The 23,785-nt window shown below is 67.5% G+C and carries 24 protein-coding genes and 1 pseudogene; 9 read left to right on the top strand and 16 right to left on the bottom strand.

The window, feature by feature from the left end; translation table 11 throughout:
- Positions 1-43: 43 nt before the first annotated feature.
- The 4 genes from A5648_RS14565 to A5648_RS14550 are packed head-to-tail and all read right to left on the bottom strand — an operon-like array spanning position 44 to position 2,616.
- Positions 44-499, bottom strand: coding sequence for an SRPBCC family protein (locus A5648_RS14565; protein ID WP_065025237.1), 456 nt, complete (start codon positions 497-499; stop codon positions 44-46).
- The gene (locus tag A5648_RS14560; protein ID WP_065025236.1) at positions 496-1,038 is read right to left on the bottom strand and encodes an SDR family NAD(P)-dependent oxidoreductase; all 543 of its coding nucleotides are present in this window, start codon (positions 1,036-1,038) and stop codon (positions 496-498) included. The genes A5648_RS14565 and A5648_RS14560 overlap by 4 nt, the downstream gene beginning before the upstream one ends.
- A 7-nt stretch (positions 1,039-1,045) precedes the next feature.
- Entirely contained in the window at positions 1,046-1,432 is a 387-nt protein-coding gene (locus A5648_RS14555; RefSeq protein WP_165607350.1) for a Zn-ribbon domain-containing OB-fold protein, read from the bottom strand.
- A 20-nt stretch (positions 1,433-1,452) separates the two neighbouring features.
- Positions 1,453-2,616, bottom strand: coding sequence for a thiolase family protein (locus tag A5648_RS14550; RefSeq protein ID WP_065025235.1), 1,164 nt, complete (start codon positions 2,614-2,616; stop codon positions 1,453-1,455).
- Positions 2,617-2,824: 208 nt separating this feature from the next.
- Here A5648_RS14550 and A5648_RS14545 point away from each other — a divergent pair.
- A pseudogene (locus A5648_RS14545) lies at positions 2,825-3,094 on the top strand (IS30 family transposase); the annotation flags it as partial.
- Positions 3,095-3,163: 69 nt separating this feature from the next.
- Here A5648_RS14545 and A5648_RS14540 read toward each other — a convergent pair.
- Entirely contained in the window at positions 3,164-4,096 is a 933-nt protein-coding gene (locus A5648_RS14540; RefSeq protein WP_065025233.1) for an alpha/beta hydrolase, read from the bottom strand.
- 79 nt (positions 4,097-4,175) lie between these two features.
- Between A5648_RS14540 and A5648_RS14535 the strand changes: the two genes are divergently transcribed.
- Positions 4,176-4,556 (top strand): MerR family transcriptional regulator, encoded by a 381-nt coding sequence (locus A5648_RS14535; protein WP_065025232.1) that lies wholly within the window; start codon positions 4,176-4,178, stop codon positions 4,554-4,556.
- A 35-nt stretch (positions 4,557-4,591) separates the two neighbouring features.
- Here A5648_RS14535 and A5648_RS14530 read toward each other — a convergent pair whose 3' ends face one another.
- The 4 genes from A5648_RS14530 to A5648_RS14515 form a co-directional block, all read right to left on the bottom strand.
- Complete coding sequence (locus A5648_RS14530; protein WP_065025231.1) at positions 4,592-6,010, bottom strand: TIGR00366 family protein; 1,419 nt, start codon at positions 6,008-6,010, stop codon at positions 4,592-4,594.
- Positions 6,011-6,035: 25 nt separating this feature from the next.
- Positions 6,036-6,623 (bottom strand): TetR/AcrR family transcriptional regulator, encoded by a 588-nt coding sequence (locus A5648_RS14525; RefSeq protein WP_065025230.1) that lies wholly within the window; start codon positions 6,621-6,623, stop codon positions 6,036-6,038.
- A complete protein-coding gene (locus A5648_RS14520) occupies positions 6,620-8,446 on the bottom strand; it encodes a flavin-containing monooxygenase (RefSeq protein ID WP_065025229.1) in 1,827 nt (608 codons plus the stop codon). The genes A5648_RS14525 and A5648_RS14520 overlap by 4 nt, the downstream gene beginning before the upstream one ends.
- A 116-nt stretch (positions 8,447-8,562) precedes the next feature.
- The gene (locus A5648_RS14515) at positions 8,563-9,480 is read right to left on the bottom strand and encodes an alpha/beta hydrolase (RefSeq protein WP_065025228.1); all 918 of its coding nucleotides are present in this window, start codon (positions 9,478-9,480) and stop codon (positions 8,563-8,565) included.
- Between the two features lie 79 nt (positions 9,481-9,559).
- Here A5648_RS14515 and A5648_RS14510 point away from each other — a divergent pair, with 79 nt between their 5' ends.
- Together A5648_RS14510 and A5648_RS14505 are read left to right on the top strand one after the other, a co-directional pair.
- The gene (locus A5648_RS14510) at positions 9,560-9,943 is read left to right on the top strand and encodes a MerR family transcriptional regulator (protein ID WP_065025227.1); all 384 of its coding nucleotides are present in this window, start codon (positions 9,560-9,562) and stop codon (positions 9,941-9,943) included.
- 48 nt (positions 9,944-9,991) lie between these two features.
- Positions 9,992-10,498, top strand: coding sequence for an STM3941 family protein (locus A5648_RS14505; protein ID WP_065025226.1), 507 nt, complete (start codon positions 9,992-9,994; stop codon positions 10,496-10,498).
- On the opposite strand, the gene A5648_RS14500 is transcribed toward A5648_RS14505, so the two are convergent.
- On the bottom strand, positions 10,495-11,472 hold the full coding sequence (locus A5648_RS14500; protein ID WP_065025225.1) for an NADPH:quinone oxidoreductase family protein: 978 nt from the start codon (positions 11,470-11,472) through the stop codon (positions 10,495-10,497). The two genes, A5648_RS14505 and A5648_RS14500, sit on opposite strands and share 4 nt — an antisense overlap.
- Positions 11,473-11,575: 103 nt before the next feature.
- On the opposite strand from A5648_RS14500, the gene A5648_RS14495 reads away from it, so the two are divergent.
- Positions 11,576-12,562, top strand: a complete 987-nt coding sequence (locus A5648_RS14495) for an alpha/beta fold hydrolase (RefSeq protein WP_065025224.1) — start codon at positions 11,576-11,578, stop codon at positions 12,560-12,562.
- 5 nt (positions 12,563-12,567) lie between these two features.
- Positions 12,568-13,566, top strand: a complete 999-nt coding sequence (locus tag A5648_RS14490) for a TIGR03617 family F420-dependent LLM class oxidoreductase (protein WP_065025223.1) — start codon at positions 12,568-12,570, stop codon at positions 13,564-13,566.
- On the opposite strand, the gene A5648_RS14485 is transcribed toward A5648_RS14490, so the two are convergent.
- Positions 13,563-14,678 (bottom strand): hypothetical protein, encoded by a 1,116-nt coding sequence (locus A5648_RS14485; protein WP_064854773.1) that lies wholly within the window; start codon positions 14,676-14,678, stop codon positions 13,563-13,565. The two genes, A5648_RS14490 and A5648_RS14485, sit on opposite strands and share 4 nt — an antisense overlap.
- Positions 14,678-15,835: a phosphotransferase family protein gene (locus tag A5648_RS14480; RefSeq protein WP_428844343.1), complete on the bottom strand. Its 1,158-nt coding sequence runs from the start codon at positions 15,833-15,835 to the stop codon at positions 14,678-14,680. Before A5648_RS14480 ends, A5648_RS14485 begins: the two co-directional genes overlap by 1 nt.
- A gap of 27 nt (positions 15,836-15,862) precedes the next feature.
- On the opposite strand from A5648_RS14480, the gene A5648_RS14475 reads away from it, so the two are divergent.
- The 3 genes from A5648_RS14475 to A5648_RS14465 are packed head-to-tail and all read left to right on the top strand — an operon-like array spanning position 15,863 to position 18,148.
- Positions 15,863-16,462 carry a TetR/AcrR family transcriptional regulator gene (locus A5648_RS14475; protein WP_065025221.1) on the top strand — a complete coding sequence of 200 codons (600 nt, stop codon included), beginning with the start codon at positions 15,863-15,865 and terminating at the stop codon, positions 16,460-16,462.
- Positions 16,463-16,466: 4 nt separating this feature from the next.
- Entirely contained in the window at positions 16,467-17,153 is a 687-nt protein-coding gene (locus A5648_RS14470) for a PIG-L deacetylase family protein (RefSeq protein ID WP_065025220.1), read from the top strand.
- Positions 17,150-18,148 carry a Gfo/Idh/MocA family protein gene (locus A5648_RS14465; protein ID WP_065025219.1) on the top strand — a complete coding sequence of 333 codons (999 nt, stop codon included), beginning with the start codon at positions 17,150-17,152 and terminating at the stop codon, positions 18,146-18,148. The genes A5648_RS14470 and A5648_RS14465 overlap by 4 nt, the downstream gene beginning before the upstream one ends.
- 16 nt (positions 18,149-18,164) lie before the next feature.
- Here A5648_RS14465 and A5648_RS14460 read toward each other — a convergent pair whose 3' ends face one another.
- The 4 genes from A5648_RS14460 to nuoL form a co-directional block, all read right to left on the bottom strand.
- On the bottom strand, positions 18,165-18,620 hold the full coding sequence (locus tag A5648_RS14460; protein ID WP_207511718.1) for a flavin reductase family protein: 456 nt from the start codon (positions 18,618-18,620) through the stop codon (positions 18,165-18,167).
- 66 nt (positions 18,621-18,686) lie between these two features.
- Positions 18,687-20,270 (bottom strand): NADH-quinone oxidoreductase subunit NuoN, encoded by a 1,584-nt coding sequence (gene nuoN, locus A5648_RS14455; RefSeq protein WP_065025217.1) that lies wholly within the window; start codon positions 20,268-20,270, stop codon positions 18,687-18,689.
- 1 nt (position 20,271) lies between these two features.
- A complete protein-coding gene (locus tag A5648_RS14450) occupies positions 20,272-21,846 on the bottom strand; it encodes an NADH-quinone oxidoreductase subunit M (protein WP_065025216.1) in 1,575 nt (524 codons plus the stop codon).
- Entirely contained in the window at positions 21,843-23,780 is a 1,938-nt protein-coding gene (gene nuoL, locus A5648_RS14445; protein ID WP_065025243.1) for an NADH-quinone oxidoreductase subunit L, read from the bottom strand. The genes A5648_RS14450 and nuoL overlap by 4 nt, the downstream gene beginning before the upstream one ends.
- Between the last annotated feature and the right edge of the window lie 5 nt (positions 23,781-23,785).

The raw sequence follows: 23,785 nt of genomic DNA, 5'->3' as shown, positions 1-23,785 counted from the left end.
TAGATGAGGAATCCATGATGCTGGCCACCTGTGCCGGCGACTGTTACCGCTTCCGTGCCTGGAAGCGTGTTTCCAAGTTGTTCTTCAGATTTCGCTCGGTCGACGTGACGGCGATCGAGATGAACGGCTCAATGGCTTTGGCGAGGACGCGGCCGGCCATTCCGCCCGGCAATTCGTAATCGATCGTCATGTGGACTTCTGTCAGCTCCTTGGAGAGTTCGTGGAACAGCCACGACGTCTGATTGATGATGCCTGAGCGGGATTCGGTGGCGAGCAGTCGGTTAGGCTCATGGGCGATGATCTCAATTGAAGACTGTAGGGTCGCGCCGACTTTGATGGCACCTTCGTACCGGGACCCGACGCCAGAGGGGATGTTGTTGACGCATCGGATCGCTTGTATCCCGTATAGCCATTCAGGCATCAAGCTGAAATCGGCGACGTAGGCAAAGGCAAAGCTCGTCGGTACGGAAATAGTTGAGCAGCTTTGTATCTGAATCATGAATAGACCTCATGAATCGGGATGGCGGACTGGATGGGAATATTGACGGTCAGTAGACCGGGGCGACCGACAGTGACCGTTGGAATGATCGATTGACCCTTGATTGGGGGCGCCTCATCATCGAGACGACGGGCGGTGATGTTGAAGCAGGTGTGGTCGGTCTGATCGATCATCCCGCTTCGATCAGCAATTCGCGGGCGCGCAGCCCCGTGAGTGCGGTTTGAGTGCTTGAGGGGCATGTCGGCGATGGTGTCGGAGGTGCCGGCCCCGGCGCAGGGAGCGAGCACGTCGAGGCGGGCGAAACGGTGCGCGTGCTCGGTCCCCAGCCGATCCAGCGCGTGCTGGTCGGCGAGGTTGGCGACGACCCGGTGAACCTCGAAGCCGTGCTGAGAGCGCAGTGAGGCGGCTACCTTGAGCGCGCCGGGTTCGCTGCGGGCTGACTCCGACAGCGCATAGGTTTCGGGGGCAAGCCGGGACGCGATGGTGGCGCTGATGTCGCGGGACGCCTCGGTGACGAGCGCGGTTTGGGTTCCAGTCACCGCGTCCTTACCCTCGGTCAGGTGCGAATACGGGGAAGGCGTCGCCCTCGTCGGGATGGACGAATGCCACGCAGAGTGGCAGCCCAACGCGTAGCGCGCCCAAGTCCAACTCCGTCAGGCGCGCCTCTACCCAAGGGCCCTCGGCCAGTTCGATCTGGCCGACCGCGAATGGCACGAGCCCGGCGAACGAGGGGTGCGGTGGGTGGTGCACCACGGACCAGGACACCAGTTCGCCGGTTCCGATGGCGTCCAACCAGTTCAGCTCTGACCCGCCGCAGGAGGTACAGGTGCGCGCTTCCGGCTCGAGCCAGTGCCAGCAGTCGGCGCAACGCCGGATCGCCAGGGCGCTGCGGGCGGCGGCGTCGAAGAACTCCGCGCTGCGCTCGTCGCGCATGACGGGAGGGCCGCCGGCCATCACTGAGTGCCTCCGAGCACCAGGGTGGAATGGTGGTCGAGTACGCCGCCGTTGCCGCTGACCATGATCACGTCGCGCTCGACGACCTGGCGCTCGCCGGCTTGCCCGCGGGCCTGGATCACCGCTTCGGCTAGCGGCGTCATGCCCCACAGGTAATAAGAGGACAGCTGGCCACCGCCGGTGTTCACCGGTAGCTCACCGCCCGGACCGGTGCGGCCATCCTCGACGAAGCGGCCTCCGTCGCCCTTGGCGCAGAACCCGTAGTCCTCAAGCGTGATGAGGACTGTGTATGTGTAGCAGTCGTACAGCTCCAGCAAGTCCACATCGGACACGCTTGCGCCCGCCATCCTCAGCGCAATCGGCCCTGAGATCGTTGCACCGGTACGCAATCCGAAGTCCGCCCCGCGTTCCTGTGCTTGTCCCGGGTGCCCTTGCCCGTAGCCGAGCACCGGCACCGTCGGCTGCGCGAGGTCGCGGGCACGTTCGACCGTGGTGATGATGACAGCGGCGCCGCCATTGGACACCAGGCAGCAGTCCAGCAGGCGTAACGGGTCGGCGATCCACCGCGACTTCCGATGATCCTCGAGCGTGATCGGCTCGCGCAGTTGAGCGAGTGGGTTCATCGCGGCCCACGATCGCTGCGCGACCGCGATAGCGCCGAACTGTTCGGTGGTCGTGCCGTAGGTCTGCATGTGTCTGCGGGCCGCCAGCGCATATTTGGTGTTGGCGTTGGCGATGCCGCTGGCCATGCGGTAGCTGGCGAACCCGGTGAGTGTCTTGTGTGCGCGCCCGCTATAGGCCGCGCCCGCCGATTCCTTCGGTTTCAGCGGGGCGTCGGCGAACACGCATGCCACGGTCGTCGCCGCGCCGCTGCTCACCATCGCCGCGGCATAGGACACCATCGCCCCCGCCGACGCCCCGAACGCGTTCATCTCACTCAGTAGGCGAAGGTCCCGCAATCCCAGCACGCGCTGCAGGGCCACGGACACGTCCTTCTTCAATCCGCTGCTCACCAGCAGGCCGTCCACATCATGCAACAGCAGGCCAGCGTCGGCTGTCGCGCGGCGTACCGCGTCGGCGGCGAAGTCGGTCGCACTGCGCCCGTACACCTTGCCCACGTCGGTGATCCCGAGCCCGGCGATCGCCGCTCCGATTACGGCCATTCCACGCCTCCAGCGGTTACTACGAACTTCACGACCATACCATATACTGTGTTATGGTCATTCGGTCCCGCCGGTCGGAATGGGCCTCGCGGCAGCGATTGTGATCCGGACGGATAGACCAACTCGGATAGATCTGAATCTGACTGCCATACAGCGCAATTGAAAGCCTGCAATGAGCGATCCGCGGTGCGCATCGTCGCCGACGCGGCAACGCGCGGAGATGCTGCGGCACAAGCAGTTCAGCATGGCCACCGATATGCAGGTGTACTTCTGCGATCCGGCAAGCCCCTGGCAGCGCGGCAGCAACGAGAACGCCAACGGACTGCTGCGGCAGTACTTCCCCAAAGGCGCCGACTTGAGCAACTACGGGCCCGAAGACCTCGAACACGTCGCCCAAGAACTCAACGGCAGACCACGCAAAACGCTCGGCTGGGGTATCCCAGCCGAGCGTTTGCGTGATCTACTGCTGGCCAATTAACCAACAGCGTTGCGACTACCCCTTGAAACCGCCCCGGGGGCCACTTCTATTGCGACGGTGTTTGGCACGCTACGGAACTGTGTGTGCCCCACTCAGCGCGGCGGCGATGTCATCCAGCGCCCGGTCGGCATCGTCGAACGGCCAGCGGATGAACTCGTGGATCATGCCGTCGTAGCGAATGACGGTGGTGGGAACTCCCGCCGCCTGAAGCCGGGCGCCGTACTCCTCGCCTTCGTCGCGCAGCGCGTCGTACTCGGCGGTGACGATGAGCGCCGGTGGCAGCCCTTCGAGTTCCGGGACCAGTAGCGGCGAGACGTGTCCGTCCAGCTTCTCGTCGTCGGCGTTGAGGTAGTGGTTCATAAACCACTGCTGCGTCGGCCGGCTGATATTGCCGTACTTGCCCGCGAACTCCTGGATGGAGACGTTGCAGCGCCGAAAATCCAAGTCGGGATAGATCAGTACCTGGTGTGTGATGGCCGGCCCACCGGCATCGCGGGCCATGAGAGCGACCACGGCTGCGAGGTTGCCGCCTGCGCTGTCACCGGCGACCGCGATGTTCGCGCTGTCGCCACCGACTTCGGAGGCGTGCGAGGCCACCCACTGCGTCGCGGCGAACCCGGCGTTGATGGCGGCCGGATATGTGTGCTCAGGGGACAGCGGATAGTCCACGGAGACGACGACCCGACCGGTGCGGTTGGCCAGGGCCCGGGCCAGCCCGTCGTGGGTGTCCAGGTCGCCGAGGACGTAACCACCGCCGTGGAAGAAGACAAGCACCGGGCGCGGCTGGTCCGGCTGCGGGTGATAGATCCGGACCGCCACCTCGCCGGCGTCGGTGGTGATGACGCGATCCTGGACGGCAGCAACGGGTTCGCCGCGACCCAGGGCCTGCGTCATCAGGCGCATGCCCTGGCGGACCTGTTCCGGGGTGAAGTCGTGCAAGTCGGCGAAGTTGCTGCCGGCCAGTCGATCGAGATGCGCTTGGACCTGCGGATGTAGCGGCATGGCACTGGATTTCCTTTCGCTCGGGGTCGTTCGTCGCTAGTATCTGACTTGAACTGCGCTTCAAGTCAAGGAGTGGGAAATGCTGCTGGACATCGCCGAGGTGGCCAATCGATCCGGCCTGGCATCGTCGGCGCTGAGGTTCTATGAGCGACGCGGACTGATCACGTCAGGGGAGCGCAACGGCCTGCGCCGCACCTATGAGCCGGAGGTGCTTGACCGGCTCGCACTGATCGGTTGCGCCAAGTCGGCCGGGTTCACCCTGGCCCAGATCGAACGGTTCCTGACGGCCACACCCAGCGACACCGAACTTCGCGTCCGAATGGCCGAGAAGGCCAGCCAACTCGATGACGAGATCGCCCGCCTGACCCGGATGCGCGACAGCCTCACCCATGCCGTCACCTGCACCCACACGCCGCTGGTCGAGTGCCCGGAGTTCAAGGCGCGCATCGCCGACACCTGACGCCGTGAGCGGGGCGCCGTTGACGATCCCCGCGCTCAAATGATCAGTGGCGCAATCAGCGTCATCGTCCCCAACACCGCCAACCCGATACCGAACGCCACGATGGTAAATCCCATCACCTGACGGACGTTGAGCTTCGCGATCGCCAGCAGTGGCAGCAGCCAGAACGGCTGGATCATGTTCGCCACACCCTCACCGACGGCGACGGCCATGGAGATCAATCCGAGATAGGCGGGGGAGTGCTGGCCGATCGACAGCGCAGAGTCGACGGCGATCGGGCCCTGCACCGCCCAATGCCCGCCTCCGGAGGGCACGAACAGGCTGATGATCACCGAGCTGATGAACGTCAGGAACGGCAGCGTGTACTGGCTCGCACCGTTCACCAGCGTCTGGGCCAGCAGCGTCTGCAGTGGCTCGGAGTCGTCGGCTCCCTGATAGGCGAGCAGGCCGATCAGGCCGCCGTACAGCGGATATTGCAGCAGCAGGGGGCCGGACACCTTCGCGGCACCGGTGAACGCCCGGATGAACCGGATCGGGGTGCGGTGCAGCAGCGCACTGGTGATGGTGAACAGCATGATCATCGACGAGATGTTCAGCGCGAAACCACTCACCGCGAAATACGTGATGCCCGCGGCGAACAGCAGCACGTTGAGGATCCACTGGTTTTCCAGCCATTCGGCAAACGACTTGCTGCTCGGTGGCTCAACGGCTTCCTCAACGGCTGCTGTGTCGTCGTCGAACACCGCGGGATCGGGGGCCAGGCTGTCGGCGGGCTCCATCCGGCGCACTGCGAGGGCGAGCACCGCCAGCACAATCAGCACCGACAGCCAGCTGTAGGGCTGAAAGATGGTCTGGCTCAACGGCACGTTGATTCCGGCGATCTTGTGGATCACGTTGATGGGGCTGTTGGCATCGGTGTTGGCCAGCGCGATCGACGACGACAGCCCCTGCGTCCAGACGATGAAGCCCATGAACGCCGCGGCGATCAGGTAACCGAAATGCGACTCGGGGAAACGTCGCGCGACCTGGCGGGCGACCAGCGCGCCGGCCACCAGCCCGAGGCCCCAGTTCAGCAGGGATGCAGCGGCACTCACGGTGAAGCACAGCAACGCGCCCTGCACCTGGTTGCGCGGCGTTCCCGCGATGCGGAGGATGGCCCGCTTCAGCACGGGCGCCTCGGCCAGCGTGTAGCCCGTCACGAGGATCAGCGCCATCTGGAAGGCGAACGTGAAGATGTTCTGCGGGCCCCACACGCCGGCGTACCACGCCGACAGCATGCCGCGAGCCGATGCTCCGCGCACCAGCACGGCGACCAGTCCGGCGACGATGAGCGTCAGGATCACCGCGAACAGATACGGATCGGGCATCAGGCGTTCGACGTAGCGGACGCTCAGCCCGGTGAGCGACTGCATGATGCCCCGACGTTTGGTCTGCTGCGCCGAGCTCGTCGTCATGGGGTTGCCCTTTCCCTGGAACGTCTCAGCGCATGGTGGCGTGCAGGGCGTCGGTCATCGCCTCGATGGCGGCCTCGCGCTCCAGCGGCCAACCGTCGACCAGCCACAGATGCATGAAGGAGTCGACCATGGTGTACATCATCGCGATGGCCAGCCGCAGCTGCGCCTCGGTGGCACCGGGCATGGCGTCGGCCTCGATCCACTCGGTGACGTTGGCCTCCATGGTGGCGCGGTGCGCCGCGGCGAACTGCGGATCGGCCGCCCGCGCCTGGTGCAGGGCGGTGTAGAGCTGCGGTGCGGAGGTGTAGAAGTCGACCACTTTCTCGAAGAAGGCTCGGATCGACGGCCGTCCCGATCGGCCGCCGCGCGGGGCGTCCTGCTGGGCCCACACGGTCATCCGGGTGTTGCGCAGCTCGCGCAGCACCGCCGCCTTGGAGTCGAAATGCAGGTAGAACGTGGCCCGCCCGATCCCGGCCCGGCGCACGATGTCATCGACGGTCACCGCGACGTAGCCGCGTTCGGCGAAGGCCTCCAGCGCGGCGGCCATGATGTGATCGCGGGTCATGATGCGGTGCCGGTCGCGCATCGTGAGTTTCGGTGCGGCGGAGGTCATTCCAGAATCACCCCCTCCAGCCGGCCGGTGGAGCGCCAGGCGGTGAGCATGTCGAAGAACTCGACAGGCTTGCCGCCGAAGTTGGTCGACAGCATGCCGTGCGGATTCTCCCGATCCCCCTCGGAACTCAGGTAACTCGGCGTGCACTCGGCGTAGAAGGCGCGGGGCTTCTCCGACGCCGCATCCATTGCGGCCAGCCACTGCTCCTCGGCGGCCTTGGTGGCCTCGATGGTGCTCGCGCCGCGCTGGGAGAACGTGCTGACCAGGTAGGCGAAGTGGTGGGCCCGTTCCTCGGCGGTGTGGGTGTAGTTGGGGGAGACCCCGGACTGGGTGTAGCCGAGGAAGAAGCAGTTGGGGAAGCCGTGAGTCTGCAGGCCGTGCAGCGTGCGCATGCCCTTGGCCCACTTGTCACTCAGGCGCACGCCGTGGCGTCCGATGATCTCGAAACCGAGCCGGCGGGTGAACTCGGTGCCCACCTCGAAGCCGGTCGCGAAGACCAGTGCGTCGACGTCGTATTCGACGCCGTCGACGACGACGGCGGTCTCGGTGAACCGCTCGACGCCGCGCCCGTCGGTGTCGACCAACGTGACATTGGTTCGGTTGAAGGTGTCGAGGTACTGGTCGTGGTAGCCGGGGCGTTTGCAGTTCAGCCGGTACCACGGCTTGAGCGATTCGGCGGTCTTGCGATCGCGAACGGTTTCATCGATTCGTGCGCGCAGCCGTTCCATCGCCTCATAATCGGCGCGGAACAGGAAGTCGGCGATCTCGGTGGGCGTCATCTCGCGGCCGAGGCGCCGGGTCTCCCGGATCACCGCGGATTCGCTCAGTTGCAGGGCCTTCTGGGTCCAGCCGTCGTCGGTGAGATCGAGGTCCATCTCCACACCACAGGTGACGCGGGTGAAATTCTCCATCCGCTCGCGTTGCCAGCCGGGCTTCAGACTTGCCGCCCACGCCGGGTCGGTGGGGCGATTGCCGCGCACCGAGACGGTGCTCGGGGTCCGCTGGAATATGTAGAGCTGCTGGGCCCACTCACCGAGGTGCGGGACGCACTGCAGCCCAGTCGAACCGGTGCCGATGACGCCGACGCGCTTGTCGGCCAGCGCGGTCAGCCCGCCGGATTCGTCCCCGCCGGTGTAGCCGAAGTCCCAGCGGCTGGTGTGGAAGGTGTGCCCGCGGAACTCGTTGATGCCGGGGATGCCCGGAAGTTTCGGCCGGGTGAGCGATCCCGGCGAGACGGCGACCAGCGTCGCGGTGAACGCGTCGCCGCGATCGGTGCTGATCTGCCAGCGTTTGGCCGACTCGTCCCAGCGCAGGCCGGTGACCGTGGTGCCCAGCAACGCGTTGTCGTACAGGCGGTAGTGCTTGGCGACATTCTGCAGGTGCTCGCGGATCTCCGGGCCGTGCGCATAGCGCTCGGTGGGAACGTAATTCAGCTCTTCGAGCAGCGGCAGATAGATGTAGGACTCGACGTCGCACTGCACGCCGGGGTAGCGGTTCCAGTACCAGGTGCCGCCGAAGTCGCCGGCGGTGTCGATCACCCTGATGTCGTCGATACCGGATTCCTGCAGCCGTGCGGCAGCGATCAGGCTGCCCAGACCGGCGCCGATGATCGCCACCTGGACGTGGTCGTGTACCGGGTCGCGTTCGGTGCGCTCGGTCCACGGATCGTCGGCATAGTGCGAGAAGTCCGCGGTGACCTCGATGAACTGGCTCACCGCGTCGGGCCGCATCCGCTTGTCGCGTTCGAGTGCGTACTTCGCCCGTATCCACTCGGGGTCGTAGCCCGCCGGCTGAGGGTCCAGGGAAGCCGCCGTAGCTGGCATCGCGTCGTGCTCCTCGCGTCATCCAATCTCGCTGGACATAGCGTCCAGTGAACAGACTAGGCGATATTTTGCCAGACACAACGTCTTCGCCTCGGCGTCGGGGGCCTTGCCAAGCGTTACGGCGTCAGCGCGGCCGCGATGTCGTCGAGCGCTCGGTCGGCGGCGTCGAACGGCCAGCGGATGAATTCATGGATCATGCCGTCGTAGCGATTGATGTTGACGCGAACTCCCGCCTGGCGCAGTCGCGCACCGTACTGTTCGCCCTCATCGCGCAGTGCGTCGAACTCGGCGGTGACGATCAGCGCCGGCGGGAGCCGGTGCAGGCTGGGGGCCAGCAGCGGCGAGACGTATCCTTCGAGCTTCTGGTGTTCGCCGGTGAGGTAGTGGTCCATGAACCACTGCTGCGTCGCCCGGCTGATATTGCCGAACTTGCCCGCGAACTCGCGGATCGAGACGTTCGATCGCCGAAAATCCAGGTCGGGGTAGATCAGAACCTGGTGGGCGATAGCGGGCCCGCCGGCGTCGCGGGCCATCAGGGCGACGACGGCAGCCAGGTTCCCCCCGGCGCTGTCACCGGCGACGGCGATGTTGGTGCCGTCGCCGCCGAATTCGGCGGTGTGGTCGGCCGCCCACGTCGTGGCCGCGAAGCCGGCGTTGATCGCCGCCGGGTATTTGTGTTCGGGGGCCAGCGGATAGTCCACGGAGACGACGACCCGGCCGGTGCGGTTGGCCAGTGCTCGGGCCAGTCCGTCGTGGGTGTCGAGGTCGCCGAGCACGAAGCCGCCGCCGTGGAAGAACACGATTACCGGGCGTGACTCGTCCGGGTGCGGGTGATAGATCCGGACCGGCAGGTCGCCGGCTTGCGTCGCGATGATGCGGTCTCGAACGCTGGCGACGGCTTCGCCGGTGCCCAGGCTGTGGGTCAGCAGCCCCATGGCGTGTCGGACCTGTTGGGGGGCGAAGGTGTGCAGGTCGGCGAAGTTGGTGCCGGCCAGGCGGTCGAGGTGGTCTTGGGCCTGTGGGTGCAGTGGCATGACGCTTGGGTTCCTTTCCTTGCGGGCGGTTCCTCGCTAGTCTCTGACTTGAACCGCACTTCAAGTCAAGGAGAAGGCCATGCTGGACATCGCCGAAGTGGCCACCCGGTCCGGCCTGGCGTCATCGGCGCTGAGGTTCTATGAGCGGCGGGGGCTGATCAGCTCGGGCGAACGCAACGGCCTGCGCCGCACCTATGAACCCGCGGTGCTCGACCGGCTCGCGCTGATCAGCTGCGCCAAGGCGGCCGGGTTCACGCTCGCCCAGATCGAACGATTCCTGCGAGCCACGCCCAGCGACACCGAATTGCGGGGGCGAATGGCCGAGAAGGCCCACCAACTCGACGACGAGATCGCCCGGCTCACCCGGATGCGCGACAGCCTCACCCACGCCGTGACCTGCACCCACAGCCCGCTGGTCGAGTGCCCGGAGTTCAAGGCGCGCATTGCCGATGCCGACACGTAGCGGAACGGCGCACTAATGTCATCGGCGTCGACACAGCGGGAGGGGCACATGCCGTTCGAGGCTCATCTGGACCGGCGCAAAATCGCCTTGTTGGTCGCCATCGCCCTGGCATTCGTTCTGGGCGGGGTGTGGATGGCCGGGGGATTCGGGCCGGTAGGGCCGATCCGCGGCTGGTCGCCACAGGCCTTGCACGTCTTCGGCTGGACGGGGATCGTTGTCTTCGGCTTAGGTCTGGCGACCGTCGCCCCGCGCCTTTTCCAGTCCGGTGTCGAGGTTCGCGTCGACGCCGAAGGCGTCTACGGACGCCGCAACGGTAAGCGGGTGATTCCGTGGAGCGCCATCGAGCGCATCGCGACCGTGGACGCGGGCCGGGTGCAGCTGGCGTACCTCTACCTCAACGATTCGGCCGCCTTTGCCGGCCGGAAAAGGCTGGGCGCGAAGACCTTTGGTGATGTCGCGCTGTCGCTTCAGGGAACCGACGGCAACCTTGCCGACCTGCGGGCTGCGTTCGATTACTTCGCGCCCGGCAAGCGCGACGACGACCCCGCGGCCTAGTCGCGCATCCGCAGCACGACTTTGCCGGCCGCGGTGCGGTTCTCCAGTGCTGCGAGCGCATCGGCGGCCTGCTCCAGGGCGAACACCTCCGGTTGCGGCGCGGACACCGTCCGCGAGGCCAACAGCGGCTCCAGCGTGGACCACTGCCGCTCCAGCTCGCCCGGATGCGACATCACCCATGCGCCCCAGCCGACCCCGACCACGTCGATGTTGTTGAGCAGCAGCCGGTTCACCTTCACCGTCGGAATCTCACCGCCGGTGAACCCCACCACCAGCAGTTTGCCGCCGGGGGCCAGCGATCGCAGCGAGTCGGTGAACCGGTCACCGCCGACCGGGTCGAGCACCAGATCCACTCCCTTGCCGCCGGTCAGTTCGGCGACCGCCTCGCGGAACCCGTCGGCCGGCACCGTGTCGGTGGCACCGGCGGCCCGGGCCACCTCGGCTTTGGCGGGGGTGGAGACCACGGCGATCACCCGCGACGCCCCGAGCGGACCGGCCAGCCGCAGCGTCGAGGTGCCGATGCCGCCGGCGGCGCCGTGCACCAGCACGGTGGCGCCCTCCGCCAACCGGCCGCGCGTGGTCAGCGCGAACAGCACGGTGAGGTCGTTGAACAGCAGCCCCGCCCCGGCCTCGAACGACACCGTGTCGGGCAGCTTGAACACCTGGGCGGCGGGCAGCGCGATCACCTGCGCCATCGCGCCGTTGAGCATGGTCAGAGCCGCCACCCGGTCACCGGCGCGGACATGGGCGCCGGGCGGGGCGCTGCGCACCACCCCGGCGGCCTCCCCGCCCGGTATGAACGGCAGTTCGGGTTTGTGCTGGTAGAGGCCGCGGGACTGCAGCACGTCGGGAAACGCCACCCCGGCGGCGTGCACGTCGATGACGACGACCCCGTCGTGGCCGGTCGGCTCGTCGAGTTCGACCAGCCGAGCGGCGCCCGGTCCGTCGAGCTGAGATATCTGTACCGCGCGCATGGCGCCCCCTTCGTCAGGTGGAGAGCAGTGGCCTACCGAAAACCTAGACCACGACGCTAGACTCGCGGTGCGGCAGCGTTGCCGCATCTCCGATGGAGTGGCAATGAGTTCTCAAAGGTCCGATCGGCGGCGTAGGGGTGTCGACAGGCTTCCGGCGGCGTTGCCGTCCGGCCGCACCATGGCGGTCCGGGCAGCCGACGGAACCCGCCTGCACGCCGAGGTCTTCGGCCCACCCGATGGTTACCCGATCGTGCTGGCGCACGGCATCACCTGCTCCATCCGGGTATGGGGCCATCAGATCGCCGACCTGACCCGCGACTTTCGGGTGATCGCCTACGACCATCGCGGCCACGGGCGCAGCGAGGTGCCCAAGCGCGGCGGATACAGCCTGACGCATCTGGCCTCCGATCTCGACTCGGTGCTGGAAGCCGCTCTGGAGCCGGGGGAGCGCGCGGTGATCGCCGGGCACTCGATGGGCGGAATCGCGATCAGCGCCTGGTCGGACCGGTACCGGCACCGGGTCGCCCAGCGTGCCGACGCGGTCGCGCTGATCAACACCACCACCGGGGACCTGCTTGCGCACGTCGACCTGTTCCGGGTGCCGCCACCCCTGCACCGGACTCGGGTACAGGCGGCGCGCCGGGTGCTGCTGACCTTCGGCAGCGTGCCGATCGTGGGACCGGCGAACCTGGCGGTACGGCAGTTCGTGCACATGCTCGCCGTCGGTGGTGAGGCCGATGCCTCTGTCGCACCGCTGATCTGCGAGCTTTTCGCCAAGACCCCCGCGGCCAGCCGCGGTCACTGGGTGCGGGCGCTCGTCGACTCGCTCGGCCCCTCGCATATCAGTCTGGAGGGTCTGACGGTCCCCACCCTGGTCATCGGCAGCACCCGCGACCGGCTGCTGCCGATCGTCGCATCGCATCGGATCGCCTCGGCCACACCCAATCTCGTTCGGTTCGTCGAGATGAGCGGGGGGCACTGCTCGATCCTCGAGCACCCCGACGCGGTGAACCGTGAGCTGCGTGACCTCGTGGAGCTGGCCACCGGATCCGTCGACGGCCTCGCGGCCGATCGCGAAATCATCTCCTAGCGGCGGTGAAAGTCCTCACCGCGCTGAGCGGGCTTACCGGCGTCGCCGAGCAGGCGCGCGAACTGCGCGACGCCGGCGTACACGGGGTGTTCACGTTCGAGGGCCCCCATGACGTGTTCGCGCCGCTGACGCTGGCGGCCGGCGTGGGCGGGCTGGATCTGATGACCAACGTCGCGATCGCCTTCCCGCGCAACCCGATCCATCTGGCGCATCAGGCCAATGACCATCAGCTGCTCAGCGGTGGGCGGTTCGTCCTGGGGTTGGGCACCCAGGTGCGCGCCCAGATCGAGAAGCGGTTCGGCGCCGACTTCGACCACCCGGTGCAGCGCATGGTCGAACTGATCGCAGCGCTACGGGCGATCTTCGACTCCTGGGACAACGGCGCCCGCTTGGATTTTCGCGGTGACTACTACCGCCACACCCTGATGACCCCGACGTTCAGCCCCGGGCCGAACCCGCACGGCGCCCCGCCGATCTTCCTCGGCGCATTGGGGCCCCGCCTGACCCGGGCGGCCGCCGAGCACGCCGATGGGCTGTTGGTGATGCCGTTCTCCACCAAGCGATTTCTGCACCAGGTCACGATGGCCGCCGTGCGCGCCGGGCTGCAACGGGCCGGCCGGCGCGAAGAGGAGTTCGCCGTGGTGCCCGAAGTCATCGTGGCCACCGGAGCCACCGACGCCGAACAGGAGGCCGCCGAAGCCGCCACCCGGATGCTGCTCGGCTTCTACGCGTCGACTCCCGCGTATGCGCCGGTGCTGGCCGAACACGGCTGGCAGGAGCTGCAGCCCGAACTCAACGCGTTGTCCAAGCAGGGCCGCTGGTCCCAGATGGGTGCGCTGATCGACGATGAGGTGTTGCACACCATCGCCGCCTGCGGCACACCGGCGCAGGTGGCCGCGCACATCCGTGACCGGGTCGAGGGCATCTCCGACACCGTCTGCGTCTACCAGGCCGCGCCGGTCGCCCCGGCGCTGATCGGCGAGATCGTCACCAACCTCGCTTAAGGCGCCATGGTGACCCAGTCGGGGAACCCGGTCGGGTCGTGCCGGCCCAGTACACCGTGCTCGTAGAGGCCCCAGCCCTCCACCGGGGCGGCGTCGCCGTCGCGGCACACCGCCCGCCCCACGTGGTCGATCATCCCGAAGCTGGTGCGCCCGAGGACGCCCGGATCGGTCATGTCGTAGGTCAGCCGCTCGGTGAACTTCTCGCCCTTCCATTCCCCGTGCAGCCAGTCGCTGTCGCCGCCGTAGCCGCCGCCGACGTGAATCGGCACCGGCAGTTTGGATTCCACCTCGAAGACCACCGGGGTGCCGTCGGGCCGGGTCGCTTCGATGGTGGCCCCGGTGGCGATGCGGGTACCGGAGCGGTAGCGGGTGGAGACCCGCGGCCAGCCGAGCTGTTCGACGCGGCCGTCGCGCCAGATCCGGGTGCAGTCGTTGAGCGAACGGAATCCGTCGGGCTCCTCCTGGATGATCATCACCACCGCGAAGTCGTCGAACGCGATCGGCACGTACAGCCACCACATGCCGTCGAACGGCGGGTCGGCGGGCCGGCCGGCCGGTTCGCGTTCGCCGACCGGGCGAATACCCCAGGACCGGTCGCGCGATCCGATCCAGACCGATGGGTCGACGGCGATCTGCTCGCCGTCGATGACGATCTGCCCACTCCAGGAGCCCAGTTGGGCGAAGCGCTGCGCGTCCAGCGTCACCCGGGTACCGGTGCGCAGGATGTGCCTCTGCTCCTGCACCACGTCGAACAGGCCCTCCCAGCGCAGGTCCAGCGCGATGCCCTCGGTCTCGTCCATGACCACCCGCAGCGAACGCAACGGGTCGGTGACCTCCACCCGATAGCTGCCGACGTGCTGGTTGAGCCGGTCGGAGTCGATGGCGTCGGAGAGGTGCACCGCGGTCTGAGTGTCACCGCGGCGGACCAGCACGAAGGCGTCCTTCACGCCGAGGTTGGGGTAGTAGCCGCACCCGGTGATCAAGAAGATGTCCCCGGAGCGGTCGTGGGCGTTCAGGTAGCACCGGTCGTAGAAGTTGCGGTCCGAGGAGCCCGGCCAGGCGATCGGTTGCGGCAGTTGGTGAACCGGGTATTCGTCGAGAGGTCCCAGCATCAGTTCTGTTCTCCGATCAGCTTTTTCAGCAATCCTGCGTGGTAGAAGAGGGCTTCGGGATTGTCGGGCTTCTCCATCTCCCCGAAGTGCACCCGGCGGGCCCCGGTGCGCATGAACACGATCGCCCACATCAGGCCCGCGTAGACGTAGAACCAGTGCAGGTCGCCCAGTTCGACGCCGGTGAGTCGCTGGTAGCCGGTCCGGACGTCCTCTTCGCGCAGCACCTGCGGCAGGCCGGGCAATCCGGCCAGCCCGGCGAGTTCCTCGAACACCAGGTGCGCGAAGATCACCCAGGACACGTCCAGTTCGCGCGGCCCGAGCGCCACCATCTCCCAGTCCAGCACGGCGACCGGGCGGAAGTCGCGGTAGAGCACGTTGCCGATCCGGGAGTCGCCCCAGCACAGCACCGTCTCGCCGGCGGCCGCGTCGGCCGGCCAGTTCGCCTCCAGCCAGGCGATGGTGCGGTCCAGCAGGGGCGAGCGGCCGATGTCGGGTACCGCGAACTCATACCAGTCGCGGACGTGGGCGAAGTGCCGCTGCAGCGCGGACTCGCCGCTGCGTCGCTCGTCGAGGAAGTCGAACGTCGTTGCGGCATCCGGGATCTGGTGCAACTTGGCCAGTACCTCGATGGTGGCGTCCTGCAGGGTCCGTTGCTGTTCGTCGGCTGCGTCGGCGAACCAGTTGCTGCCGAAGGTATAGGGCATGACGTCGGGGGGCACCTGGCCGTCGATGCGGTCCATCAAGAAGAACGGCCGGCCCAGGACCTCTCCGGTGGGTTCGATCCAGCGGACCTTGGGCACCGGGACGTCGGTGAGTTCCCCGACGCGTCGCATCACCTCGAACTGATGGTCCAACCGGTAGGTCTCGAACACCGGGATGTCTTCGCCGGCCGGGGCCACCCGCATCACCCAGCGCTGCTCGACCGGGGTGCCGTCGGCGATCCAGCGGCCGGTGAGCATGATCGTCTCCGACGACATGCCGTTGGTGTCGACGCCGCTTTCCACGGTGATCTCCGGCGTGGCCCCGCCGGGCAGCTGCGTCGCAAGCCAGCGAGACATTACCGTGGGCAAGGTGGTGACATCACGGCTGGAACGCTGGATCCGGCCAACATCTCGTTCCACAGTCGGTTGGTCGACCACGGTTGCATCCTCCGTCACACTAATTACGATACGACAGGTAGCGTTATGAAAGCAGAACCTTCATCGGTTGACAAGGGACCCGGGGCCGGGCGGCCCCGTGATCCCCGTATCGACGCTGCCATATTGAAGGCCGCCACGGAACTGGTTGTCGAGGTCGGATATTCGAATTTGAGCCTGGCGGCCGTCGCCGAGCGGGCCGGCACGACCAAGACCGCGCTGTACCGCCGCTGGCCCAGCAAGGCCGAACTGGTGCACGAGGCCGCCTTCTCGGTGCCGCCGACGGCGGTGACCGCGCCGCCGGGGGATGTGGCCGGCGACCTGCGGGCGATGATGGCCGGTGCGCGCGATGCGTTCACCAGCCCGGTGGTGCGGGCCGCCTTGCCCGGCCTGATCGCCGACATGGCCGGCAATGCCGAGCTGACCGCCCGCATCCTCGAGCGATTCGCGGGCCTGTTCGAGGTGATGCGCGGATGGGTGGCCGATTCGGTGCGCCGCGGTGACGCGCGTGATGTCGATCCCGGCCGGTTGGTCGAATTGATCGGCGGCGCAACGCTGTTGGGCATGATGTTGCGCCCCGACGATGATCTCGGCGGGGATTGGGTGGAACGGACCGCCGACATCATCGCCCACGGTGTGATGGCATAACCCGATGTCCGCCTCGACCGAACCGCAGCCCTTCCCGGCCGACTGGGCATCGCTTCTGGTGCTGGTGCCGCATCCCGACGATCCCGAGTACGGCACCGCCGCCGCGGTCGTCAAGTGGACCGCCGCCGGCAAGACCGTCCGCTACGCGCTGGCCAGCCGCGGCGAGGCCGGAATCGCCGGGATGGATCCGCAGCAGGCCGGGCCGGTCCGGGAGGCCGAGCAACGGCGGGCGGCGGCCATCGTGGGCGTGCCGCACGTCGACTTCTGGGACTTCCCGGACAGCAATATCCGTAACACGCCGGAGCTGCGCGCCAAGATCGCCTCGGTGATCGCCGACGTCCGCCCCGACGTGGTGGTGGCGATCTACGGCGGCGCGCAGTTCGCGCCGGGTGCTCCCAACCAAGCCGACCACATCGAGTTCGCCGCCGCGGTCACCGACGTCTGGGACGCGCTGGACAGCCCGCCGCGCTGGCTGTTCCAGAACGGGCCGGCGCCCACCCACGTCGAGATCGTGGACGGCTACCTCGACACCGCGGTGGATTCGCTGGCCGCGCACGAGGTCTACCTGTCGGTGCTGGATCCGAAGACCCCGGTGCGTGAGCAGGCGCGGGCGGTGATCGACATGACCAGCGCGACGCTGGCGGGCCGGCGGGTGGCCGGTTTCATCCTGGAAAGGACCACCGACCGATGACCCCTTCGCGGCCCGGACTACGCATCGGTGTGCTCGGTGCGGCGCGGATCACCCCGATATCGCTGCTCAAACCCGCAGCCGATAACCCGGAGGTGGTGGTCAGCGCGGTCGCGGCCCGCGACGGCAAACGTGCCCGCGCCTTTGCGCGCAAGCACGGCATCGGCCGGGTGCACGATGGCTACGACGAGCTGATCGCCGATCCGGACATCGACGCGGTCTACAACCCGCTGCCCAATAACCTGCACGGGCGGTGGACCCGCGCGGCGCTGGCCGCCGGCAAACATGTGCTGTGCGAGAAGCCGTTCACTGCCAACGCCGCCGAAGCCCGCGAGATCGCCGAGGTGGCCGCAGCGACCGACCGGGTGGTGATGGAGGCGTTCCACTACCGGTATCACCCGATGACGTTGCGCATCGAGGAGATCATCGCCTCGGGGGAGCTGGGCACGCTGCGGCGGGTGGACGCTGCGCTGAGCTTCCCGCTGCCGCGGTTCTCCGATATCCGCTACGACTTCTCGCTTGCCGGCGGCGCATTGATGGACGCCGGCTGTTATGCGGTGCACATGGCCCGCACCTTCGGCGGGGCGACCCCGGAAGTCGTTTCGGCACAGGCGAAGTTGCGCGATCCGCAGATCGACCGGGCCATGACGGCACAGTTGCGGTTCCCGGCCGGACACACCGGGTCGGTCCGCTGCTCACTGTGGTCGACGAACCTGCTGCAGGTCAGTGCTCGGGTGATCGGCGATCGGGGGGAGCTGCGGGCGCTCAACCCGCTGATGCCCCAGTACCTGCACCGGCTGCGGGTGCACTCCCAGCACGGCAAGCGCGTCGAACGCTTCACCCACCGGGCCTCCTACGCCTTTCAGCTCGACGCGTTCGCCGACGCGGTGCTGCGCGGCGCGCCGGTGCGCACCACGCCGCAAGACGCGATCGAGAACATGACCGTCATCGACGCGATCTACCAAGCTGCCGACCTGCCGGTGCGCCGGCCGAGCTGACCGTCCACCGGCCGCCTCAGGCGCGGTGGCCGGGTTCGATGTCGCCGACATCGGAGAACGCCAGCAGGTCCCCGGCGTTCTGGTCGGCGTGCCCGGCGACGGGTTCCAACAGGTAACCCAGATGGTCGCCGAGCTCGATACGGCTCAGCGTCTTGCCGACGAACCAGGCCGGCACATCGTCGAGGATCGGCATTCCCGCCGGCCCGCGATGCCAGGAGCAGCGCGCGAACTTGTCGATGTCGTCGCCGGTTTCACCGCCGAAAAGCCGGGCCAGCTCGATGTCGCGCCGCGACAGGACATGCACGGCCAGATGCTCGGACTGCGCCGCCACTCCGAAGGTGTGGTTGCGTTCGGAGACCCCGACCAGAAACCGCGGCGGCTGCAGGCTGGTCTGGGTGGCGAACCCGACCAGACAGCCCGAGCGATGCCCGTTGGCCTCGGTGGTCACCACGAACATGGTGTAGTCCAGCATCGCGACCAGGCGCTCGAATTCGTCCACCCGTCCATGATGTACCCGCCGCGACGGGCCCGCCGGGGATCAGCGCGCGAACACGGTGGCGGCATCCACTAGGTCGAGCAACGGCTGCGGGAACACTCCCAGCCCGATGGTGACCGCGGCGCACAGCGCGATCGCCGCCTTGCTCCAGACGCTGGGCAGCACCAGCTGCGGCGGGTCGGCGGGGGAGTCGGTGAAGAACATCAGCACGATCACCCGGACGTAGAAGTAGGCGGCGACCCCGCTGGTGACCACGCCGATCACCACCAGCGGGACGGCGCCGCTCTCGGCGGCGGCCTTGAACACCGCGAACTTGCTGACGAAGCCGCTGGTCAACGGGATGCCCGCGAACGCCAGCAGGAACATTGAGAACAGCAGTCCCACAACGGGATAGCGCTGCCCCAGGCCGGCCCACCGGGACATGTCGAGCTCTTCCTCGCCGCCCGAGCCGCGGATCAGGTTCACGACCGCGAAGGCGCCCACCGTGGAGAAGCTGTAGGCCACCAGATAGAACAGCGTCGAGGAGACACCGGCCGGGATGGCGGCCAGCACGCCGGTCAGCACGAAGCCCACGTGGGCGATCGAGGAGTAAGCGAGCATCCGCTTGATCTCGGTCTGGGTGATCGCCGCGATGGTGGCGACCACCATGGTCAGCACCGAGATCAGCCACAGCAGCGGACGCCACTGGTCGTGCAGGGCCGGCAGTGCCACATAGACGATCCGCAGCATCGCCCCGAATGCGGCGACCTTGGTGGCGGCCGCCATGAAGCCGGTGATCGGTGTGGGCGCGCCGACGTAGACGTCGGGCACCCAGGAGTGAAACGGTACGGCGCCGACCTTGAAGAACAGTCCCACCAACAGCAGCCCGGCGCCGATCAGCGCCAGCGGGTCGCGGCTGTGGGCGAACAACTGCTCGCCGATTTCGGGCAGTGCCAGCGTTGCCGTCGCGCCATAGATCAGGGCCGCGCCGAACAGGAACAGCGCCGAGGAGAATGCGCCCAACAGAAAGTATTTCAGCGCCGCTTCCTGCGACAGCAGTCGCCGGTAGCGGGCCAGTCCGCACAGCAGATACAGCGGCAGCGAGAGCACTTCCAGGGCCACGAACATCGTGACCAGGTCGTTGGCGGCGGGGAACACCAGCATGCCGCCGACCGCCAGCACGGTCAGCGGGAATACCTCGGTCTGGGTGAAGCCGCTGCGGGCGGCGTCGAGTTCGGTGGCGCTGCCGGGGACCGTGGATGCCTGCGGGGTGAACGAATCCAGCCCCCGGGGCACGGCGGTCGCGGCGCCCGGTCCTTCGGCGGCGCCGACGTTGCGTTCGGCGATGAAGACGACGGCCATGATCCCGACCAGCAGTATCGTGCCCTGCAGCACCAGCACCGGCCGGTCGACCGCCACCGCGCCCAGCACCGCGATGTGGCCGACGGCCGGCAAATCCCGGCCCACGGCGACGACGGCGGCGAACGCGGCGGTCAATCCGCCGACGGCCAGCAGGACCTGCGCCAGGTAGCGTGCCCGCCGTGCCACGAACGCCTCGAAGAGCACGCCGGTGACCGCGGTGCCGAAGACGATCAGCAGCGGCAACAAAAGGTCGTATTCGATATGGGGTGTTGGCATGCCCGACATGTCAGTGCGCCCCCTCAGCGGTCAGCGGTGCCGGGTCGGTCTGACCGATCGTGGTCAAGGTGTGCTCGACGCCCGGGTTGATGATGTCCAGCACCGGTTTCGGGTAGAAGCCCAGAAACAACAGCAGCGCGAGCAGCGGTGCGACGACGACGAGTTCGCGCGGCACCAGATCGCGGATGCGTTCGTTGCCGGCGGTGACCGGGCCGGTCATCACCCGCTGGTAGAGCCACAGCATGTAGATCGATGACAGCACCAGTGCGGTGGTGCCGACCGTCGCCGCCAGCCAGTACCGGTTGAAAGTGCCCAGCAATACCAGGAATTCGCTGATGAACGGGGCGAGTCCGGGAAGTGACAGGGTGGCCATCGCCGCGACCATGAAGGTGCCCGCCATGACCGGGGCCACCTTCTGTACGCCGCCGTAGTCGGCGATCGACCGGGTGCCCCCGCGCCGGGAGATCAAGAACCCGGCGATCAGGAACAGTGCCGCGGTGGACAGTCCGTGGTTGAGCATGTACAGCGTCGAACCGCTCTGGCCCTGGCTGGTCATCACGAAGATCCCCAGGATGATGAAGCCGAAGTGCGAGATCGACGTGTAGGCGATCAGCCGCATGATGTCGCGCTGGCCAATCGCCACCATCGCGCCGTAGACCACCCCGATCACCGCCAGCACGATGATGGCCGGGCGGAAATACGTTGAGGCGTCCGGGAACAGCTGCAGGCAGTAGCGCAGCATGCCGAAGGTACCCACCTTGTCCATGACCGCCATCATCAGCACCGCGGTGGCGGGAGTGGATTCCACCGCCGCGTCGGGCAGCCACCGGTGCAGCGGCCACAGCGGAGCCTTGACCGCGAACGCGAACATGAAACCGGCGAACAGCAGCTTGAGCACACCCGGGTCCACGGTGGTGGTCGCCGAGGAGAACAGCGAGACCAGTTCGCGGAAGTCGAAGGTGCCGCCCGAGGAGCCCTCCCGGGCGCTCACCACGTACACGCCGATCACCGCGGCCAGCATGATCAGGCCGCCAAACAGGTTGTACAGCAGGAACTTCAATGCCGCTTGCGAACGTTTGGCGCCGTTGCCGAAGCCGCCGATCATGAAGTACATCGGGATCAGCATCGCCTCGAAGAACACGTAGAACAGCAGCACGTCCAGCGAGACCAGCGAGATCAGCACCATCGCCTCGACGGTCAGCGTCAGCGCGGCGAAGGCGTGCGGGCCACGGCGACGCTGGCCGTCGGCCGCATCCCCGTCGTTCCAGCCGGCCAGCATCAGTAGCGGCACCAGTCCGGCGGTCAGCAGCGCCAGCACCACCGCGATACCGTCCACGCCGAGGGTGTAACTCGCCCCGAACGCCGGTATCCAGGAATGGGTTTCGACGAACTGGTAGGGAGCGGCGACGGGCGTGGTGTCGAAGCCGGCGGTGACCACGATCGCCACCGCCAGCGTCACCAGGCTCACCAGCAGGCCGGTCCACTTCGCCAGCCGCGCGGCCCCGGCCGGCAATACGATGACCAGGCCGGCGCCGGCCAGCGGAAGCAGCCACAGCAGGCTCAGCCAGGGCAGGTTCGTGTTCACAGTTGCACCGCCAGGACTACCGCCACGACCAGCACCGTGCCGGCCAGCATCGTCAGCGCGTAGGAGCGCACGAAGCCGGTCTGCAGTCGGCGCATCAGGTACGACCCGATCGCCACGAGCCCGGCCAGGGCGTTGACCGAACCGTCCACCGCCCGGTCGTCGACGTCGACCAGACCTTGCGCCAGTCGGTTACCCGGACGCATGAACACCTCCTCGTTGAAGGCATCGCCGTAGAGATACTGGCGGGCCGCCACCGTCAGCGGCGACACATCGGTAGGTGCCGTGACCGGTATCGGTTTGCGGCCGTACATGCGGTAGGCGACCGCGGCGCCGAGCAGCACGATGCCCAGGGTGATGGCACCGGTGAGCCAGGCCGGAATGGCGTGCGCCGTCTCGTGGGCCGCACCGGTCACCGGGCTCACCACCGGTTCCAGCCAGTGCTCCAGGCGCCCGCCGATGGCCAGCGCGGCGCCGGAGACCACTGCGCCGACCGCCAGCACGATCATCGGCCAGGTCATCACCCGCGGAGACTCGTGCGGGTGCTGCAGTGCCCGCTCCGCGCTCACCTCGCTGTCTTCGGCCGCCCAGCGGCGTTCACCGCCGAACGTCATCAGCATCACCCGGGTCATGTAGAAGGCGGTGATGCCCGCACCCAGGATCGTCACCGCGCCCAGGATCCAGCCTCGGGTTCCGCCGGCGGCCAGCGCGGCCTCGATGATGGCGTCCTTGGAATAGAAGCCGGCGAACGGCGGCACCCCGATGATCGCCAGGTAGCAGATCCCGAACGTCACGAACGTCACCGGCATGAAGGCGCGCAACGCGCCGTAGCGGCGCATGTCCTGCTCGTCGTTCATCCCGTGCATCACCGAACCCGAACCCAGGAACAGCCCGGCTTTGAAGAAGCCGTGGGTGAGCAGGTGCAGGATCGCGACGGCATAGCCGGCCGGGCCGAGCCCCGCGGCCAGCACCATGTAACCGATCTGGCTGACGGTGGAGGCGGCCAGCGCCCGCTTGATGTCGTCTTTGGCGCAGCCGATGATCGCACCGAAGAGCAGCGTGACCGCACCCACCACCACCACCGCCAGCCGGGCGTCGGCCGACAGGTCGTACACCGGGCCGGAGCGCACGATCAGGTACACCCCGGCGGTCACCATGGTGGCGGCGTGGATCAGCGCCGACACCGGGGTGGGGCCCTCCATCGCGTCGAACAACCAGGCCTGCAGCGGGACCTGGGCGGACTTGGCGCACGCCCCCAGCAGCAGCAGCAAGCCGATCGCGGTGGTGAGCCCGCTGGGCCCGGCGTCGCCGACCGCGCTGAACAATCCATCGAAGGACAGCGTGCCGAAGCCGGCGAACATGGCGAACATCGCCAGCGACAGCCCGAAGTCGCCGACCCGGTTGGACACGAACGCCTTCTTGCCGGCCGCCGCGGCAACCGGCCGGGCGTACCAGAACCCGATCAGCAGGTAGGACGCCAGGCCGACGCCTTCCCAGCCCACGTAGAGGCCCAGGTAATTGTCGGCGACGACCAGCAGCAGCATCGACGCGACGAACAGGTTCAGGTAGGCGAAGAACCGCCGGCGATCGGGGTCTGCTGCCATGTAGCCGATCGAGTAGATGTGGATCAACGCGCCGACGCCACTGATCAACAGCACGAAGCAGATCGACAGCGGGTCGATCAACACCCCGAAGTCGACCTGCAGGGCGCCGACCGGAACCCAGCTGAACAGGTGGGTGTGGATCGCCCGGTTCTCGCCCGGCCGGCCCAGCATGTCGGCCAGCAGCGCGAGGCCGATCCCGAATGACCCGAGGACGGTGGCGGAGCCCAGCAGGTGCCCCCACCGGTCGGTCCGGCGCCCGCCGAGTAACAGGATCAGCGCGCCGGCTGCCGGCAGGGCTACCAGCAGCCAGCTCAGCTGGCTCAGATTCGTCATTGAGC

The sequence above is a fragment of the Mycolicibacter sinensis genome (assembly GCF_001673565.1).
GTDB lineage: Bacteria > Actinomycetota > Actinomycetes > Mycobacteriales > Mycobacteriaceae > Mycobacterium > Mycobacterium sinense_C.
This window is presented reverse-complemented; position numbering and strand designations above follow the sequence as displayed.

Coding starts and splice junctions, on each gene's coding strand:
- A5648_RS14565 (WP_065025237.1), bottom strand. CDS start 499: ATGATTCAGATACAAAGCTGCTCAACTATTTCCGTACCGACGAGCTTT.
- A5648_RS14555 (WP_165607350.1), bottom strand. CDS start 1,432: ATGCGCGACGAGCGCAGCGCGGAGTTCTTCGACGCCGCCGCCCGCAGC.
- A5648_RS14550 (WP_065025235.1), bottom strand. CDS start 2,616: ATGGCCGTAATCGGAGCGGCGATCGCCGGGCTCGGGATCACCGACGTG.
- A5648_RS14540 (WP_065025233.1), bottom strand. CDS start 4,096: ATGCCGCTACATCCGCAGGTCCAAGCGCATCTCGATCGACTGGCCGGC.
- A5648_RS14535 (WP_065025232.1), top strand. CDS start 4,176: ATGCTGCTGGACATCGCCGAGGTGGCCAATCGATCCGGCCTGGCATCG.
- A5648_RS14530 (WP_065025231.1), bottom strand. CDS start 6,010: ATGACGACGAGCTCGGCGCAGCAGACCAAACGTCGGGGCATCATGCAG.
- A5648_RS14525 (WP_065025230.1), bottom strand. CDS start 6,623: ATGACCTCCGCCGCACCGAAACTCACGATGCGCGACCGGCACCGCATC.
- A5648_RS14520 (WP_065025229.1), bottom strand. CDS start 8,446: ATGCCAGCTACGGCGGCTTCCCTGGACCCTCAGCCGGCGGGCTACGAC.
- A5648_RS14515 (WP_065025228.1), bottom strand. CDS start 9,480: ATGCCACTGCACCCACAGGCCCAAGACCACCTCGACCGCCTGGCCGGC.
- A5648_RS14510 (WP_065025227.1), top strand. CDS start 9,560: ATGCTGGACATCGCCGAAGTGGCCACCCGGTCCGGCCTGGCGTCATCG.
- A5648_RS14505 (WP_065025226.1), top strand. CDS start 9,992: ATGCCGTTCGAGGCTCATCTGGACCGGCGCAAAATCGCCTTGTTGGTC.
- A5648_RS14500 (WP_065025225.1), bottom strand. CDS start 11,472: ATGCGCGCGGTACAGATATCTCAGCTCGACGGACCGGGCGCCGCTCGG.
- A5648_RS14495 (WP_065025224.1), top strand. CDS start 11,576: ATGAGTTCTCAAAGGTCCGATCGGCGGCGTAGGGGTGTCGACAGGCTT.
- A5648_RS14485 (WP_064854773.1), bottom strand. CDS start 14,678: ATGCTGGGACCTCTCGACGAATACCCGGTTCACCAACTGCCGCAACCG.
- A5648_RS14475 (WP_065025221.1), top strand. CDS start 15,863: ATGAAAGCAGAACCTTCATCGGTTGACAAGGGACCCGGGGCCGGGCGG.
- A5648_RS14470 (WP_065025220.1), top strand. CDS start 16,467: ATGTCCGCCTCGACCGAACCGCAGCCCTTCCCGGCCGACTGGGCATCG.
- A5648_RS14465 (WP_065025219.1), top strand. CDS start 17,150: ATGACCCCTTCGCGGCCCGGACTACGCATCGGTGTGCTCGGTGCGGCG.
- A5648_RS14460 (WP_207511718.1), bottom strand. CDS start 18,620: ATGCTGGACTACACCATGTTCGTGGTGACCACCGAGGCCAACGGGCAT.
- nuoN (WP_065025217.1), bottom strand. CDS start 20,270: ATGTCGGGCATGCCAACACCCCATATCGAATACGACCTTTTGTTGCCG.
- nuoL (WP_065025243.1), bottom strand. CDS start 23,780: ATGACGAATCTGAGCCAGCTGAGCTGGCTGCTGGTAGCCCTGCCGGCA.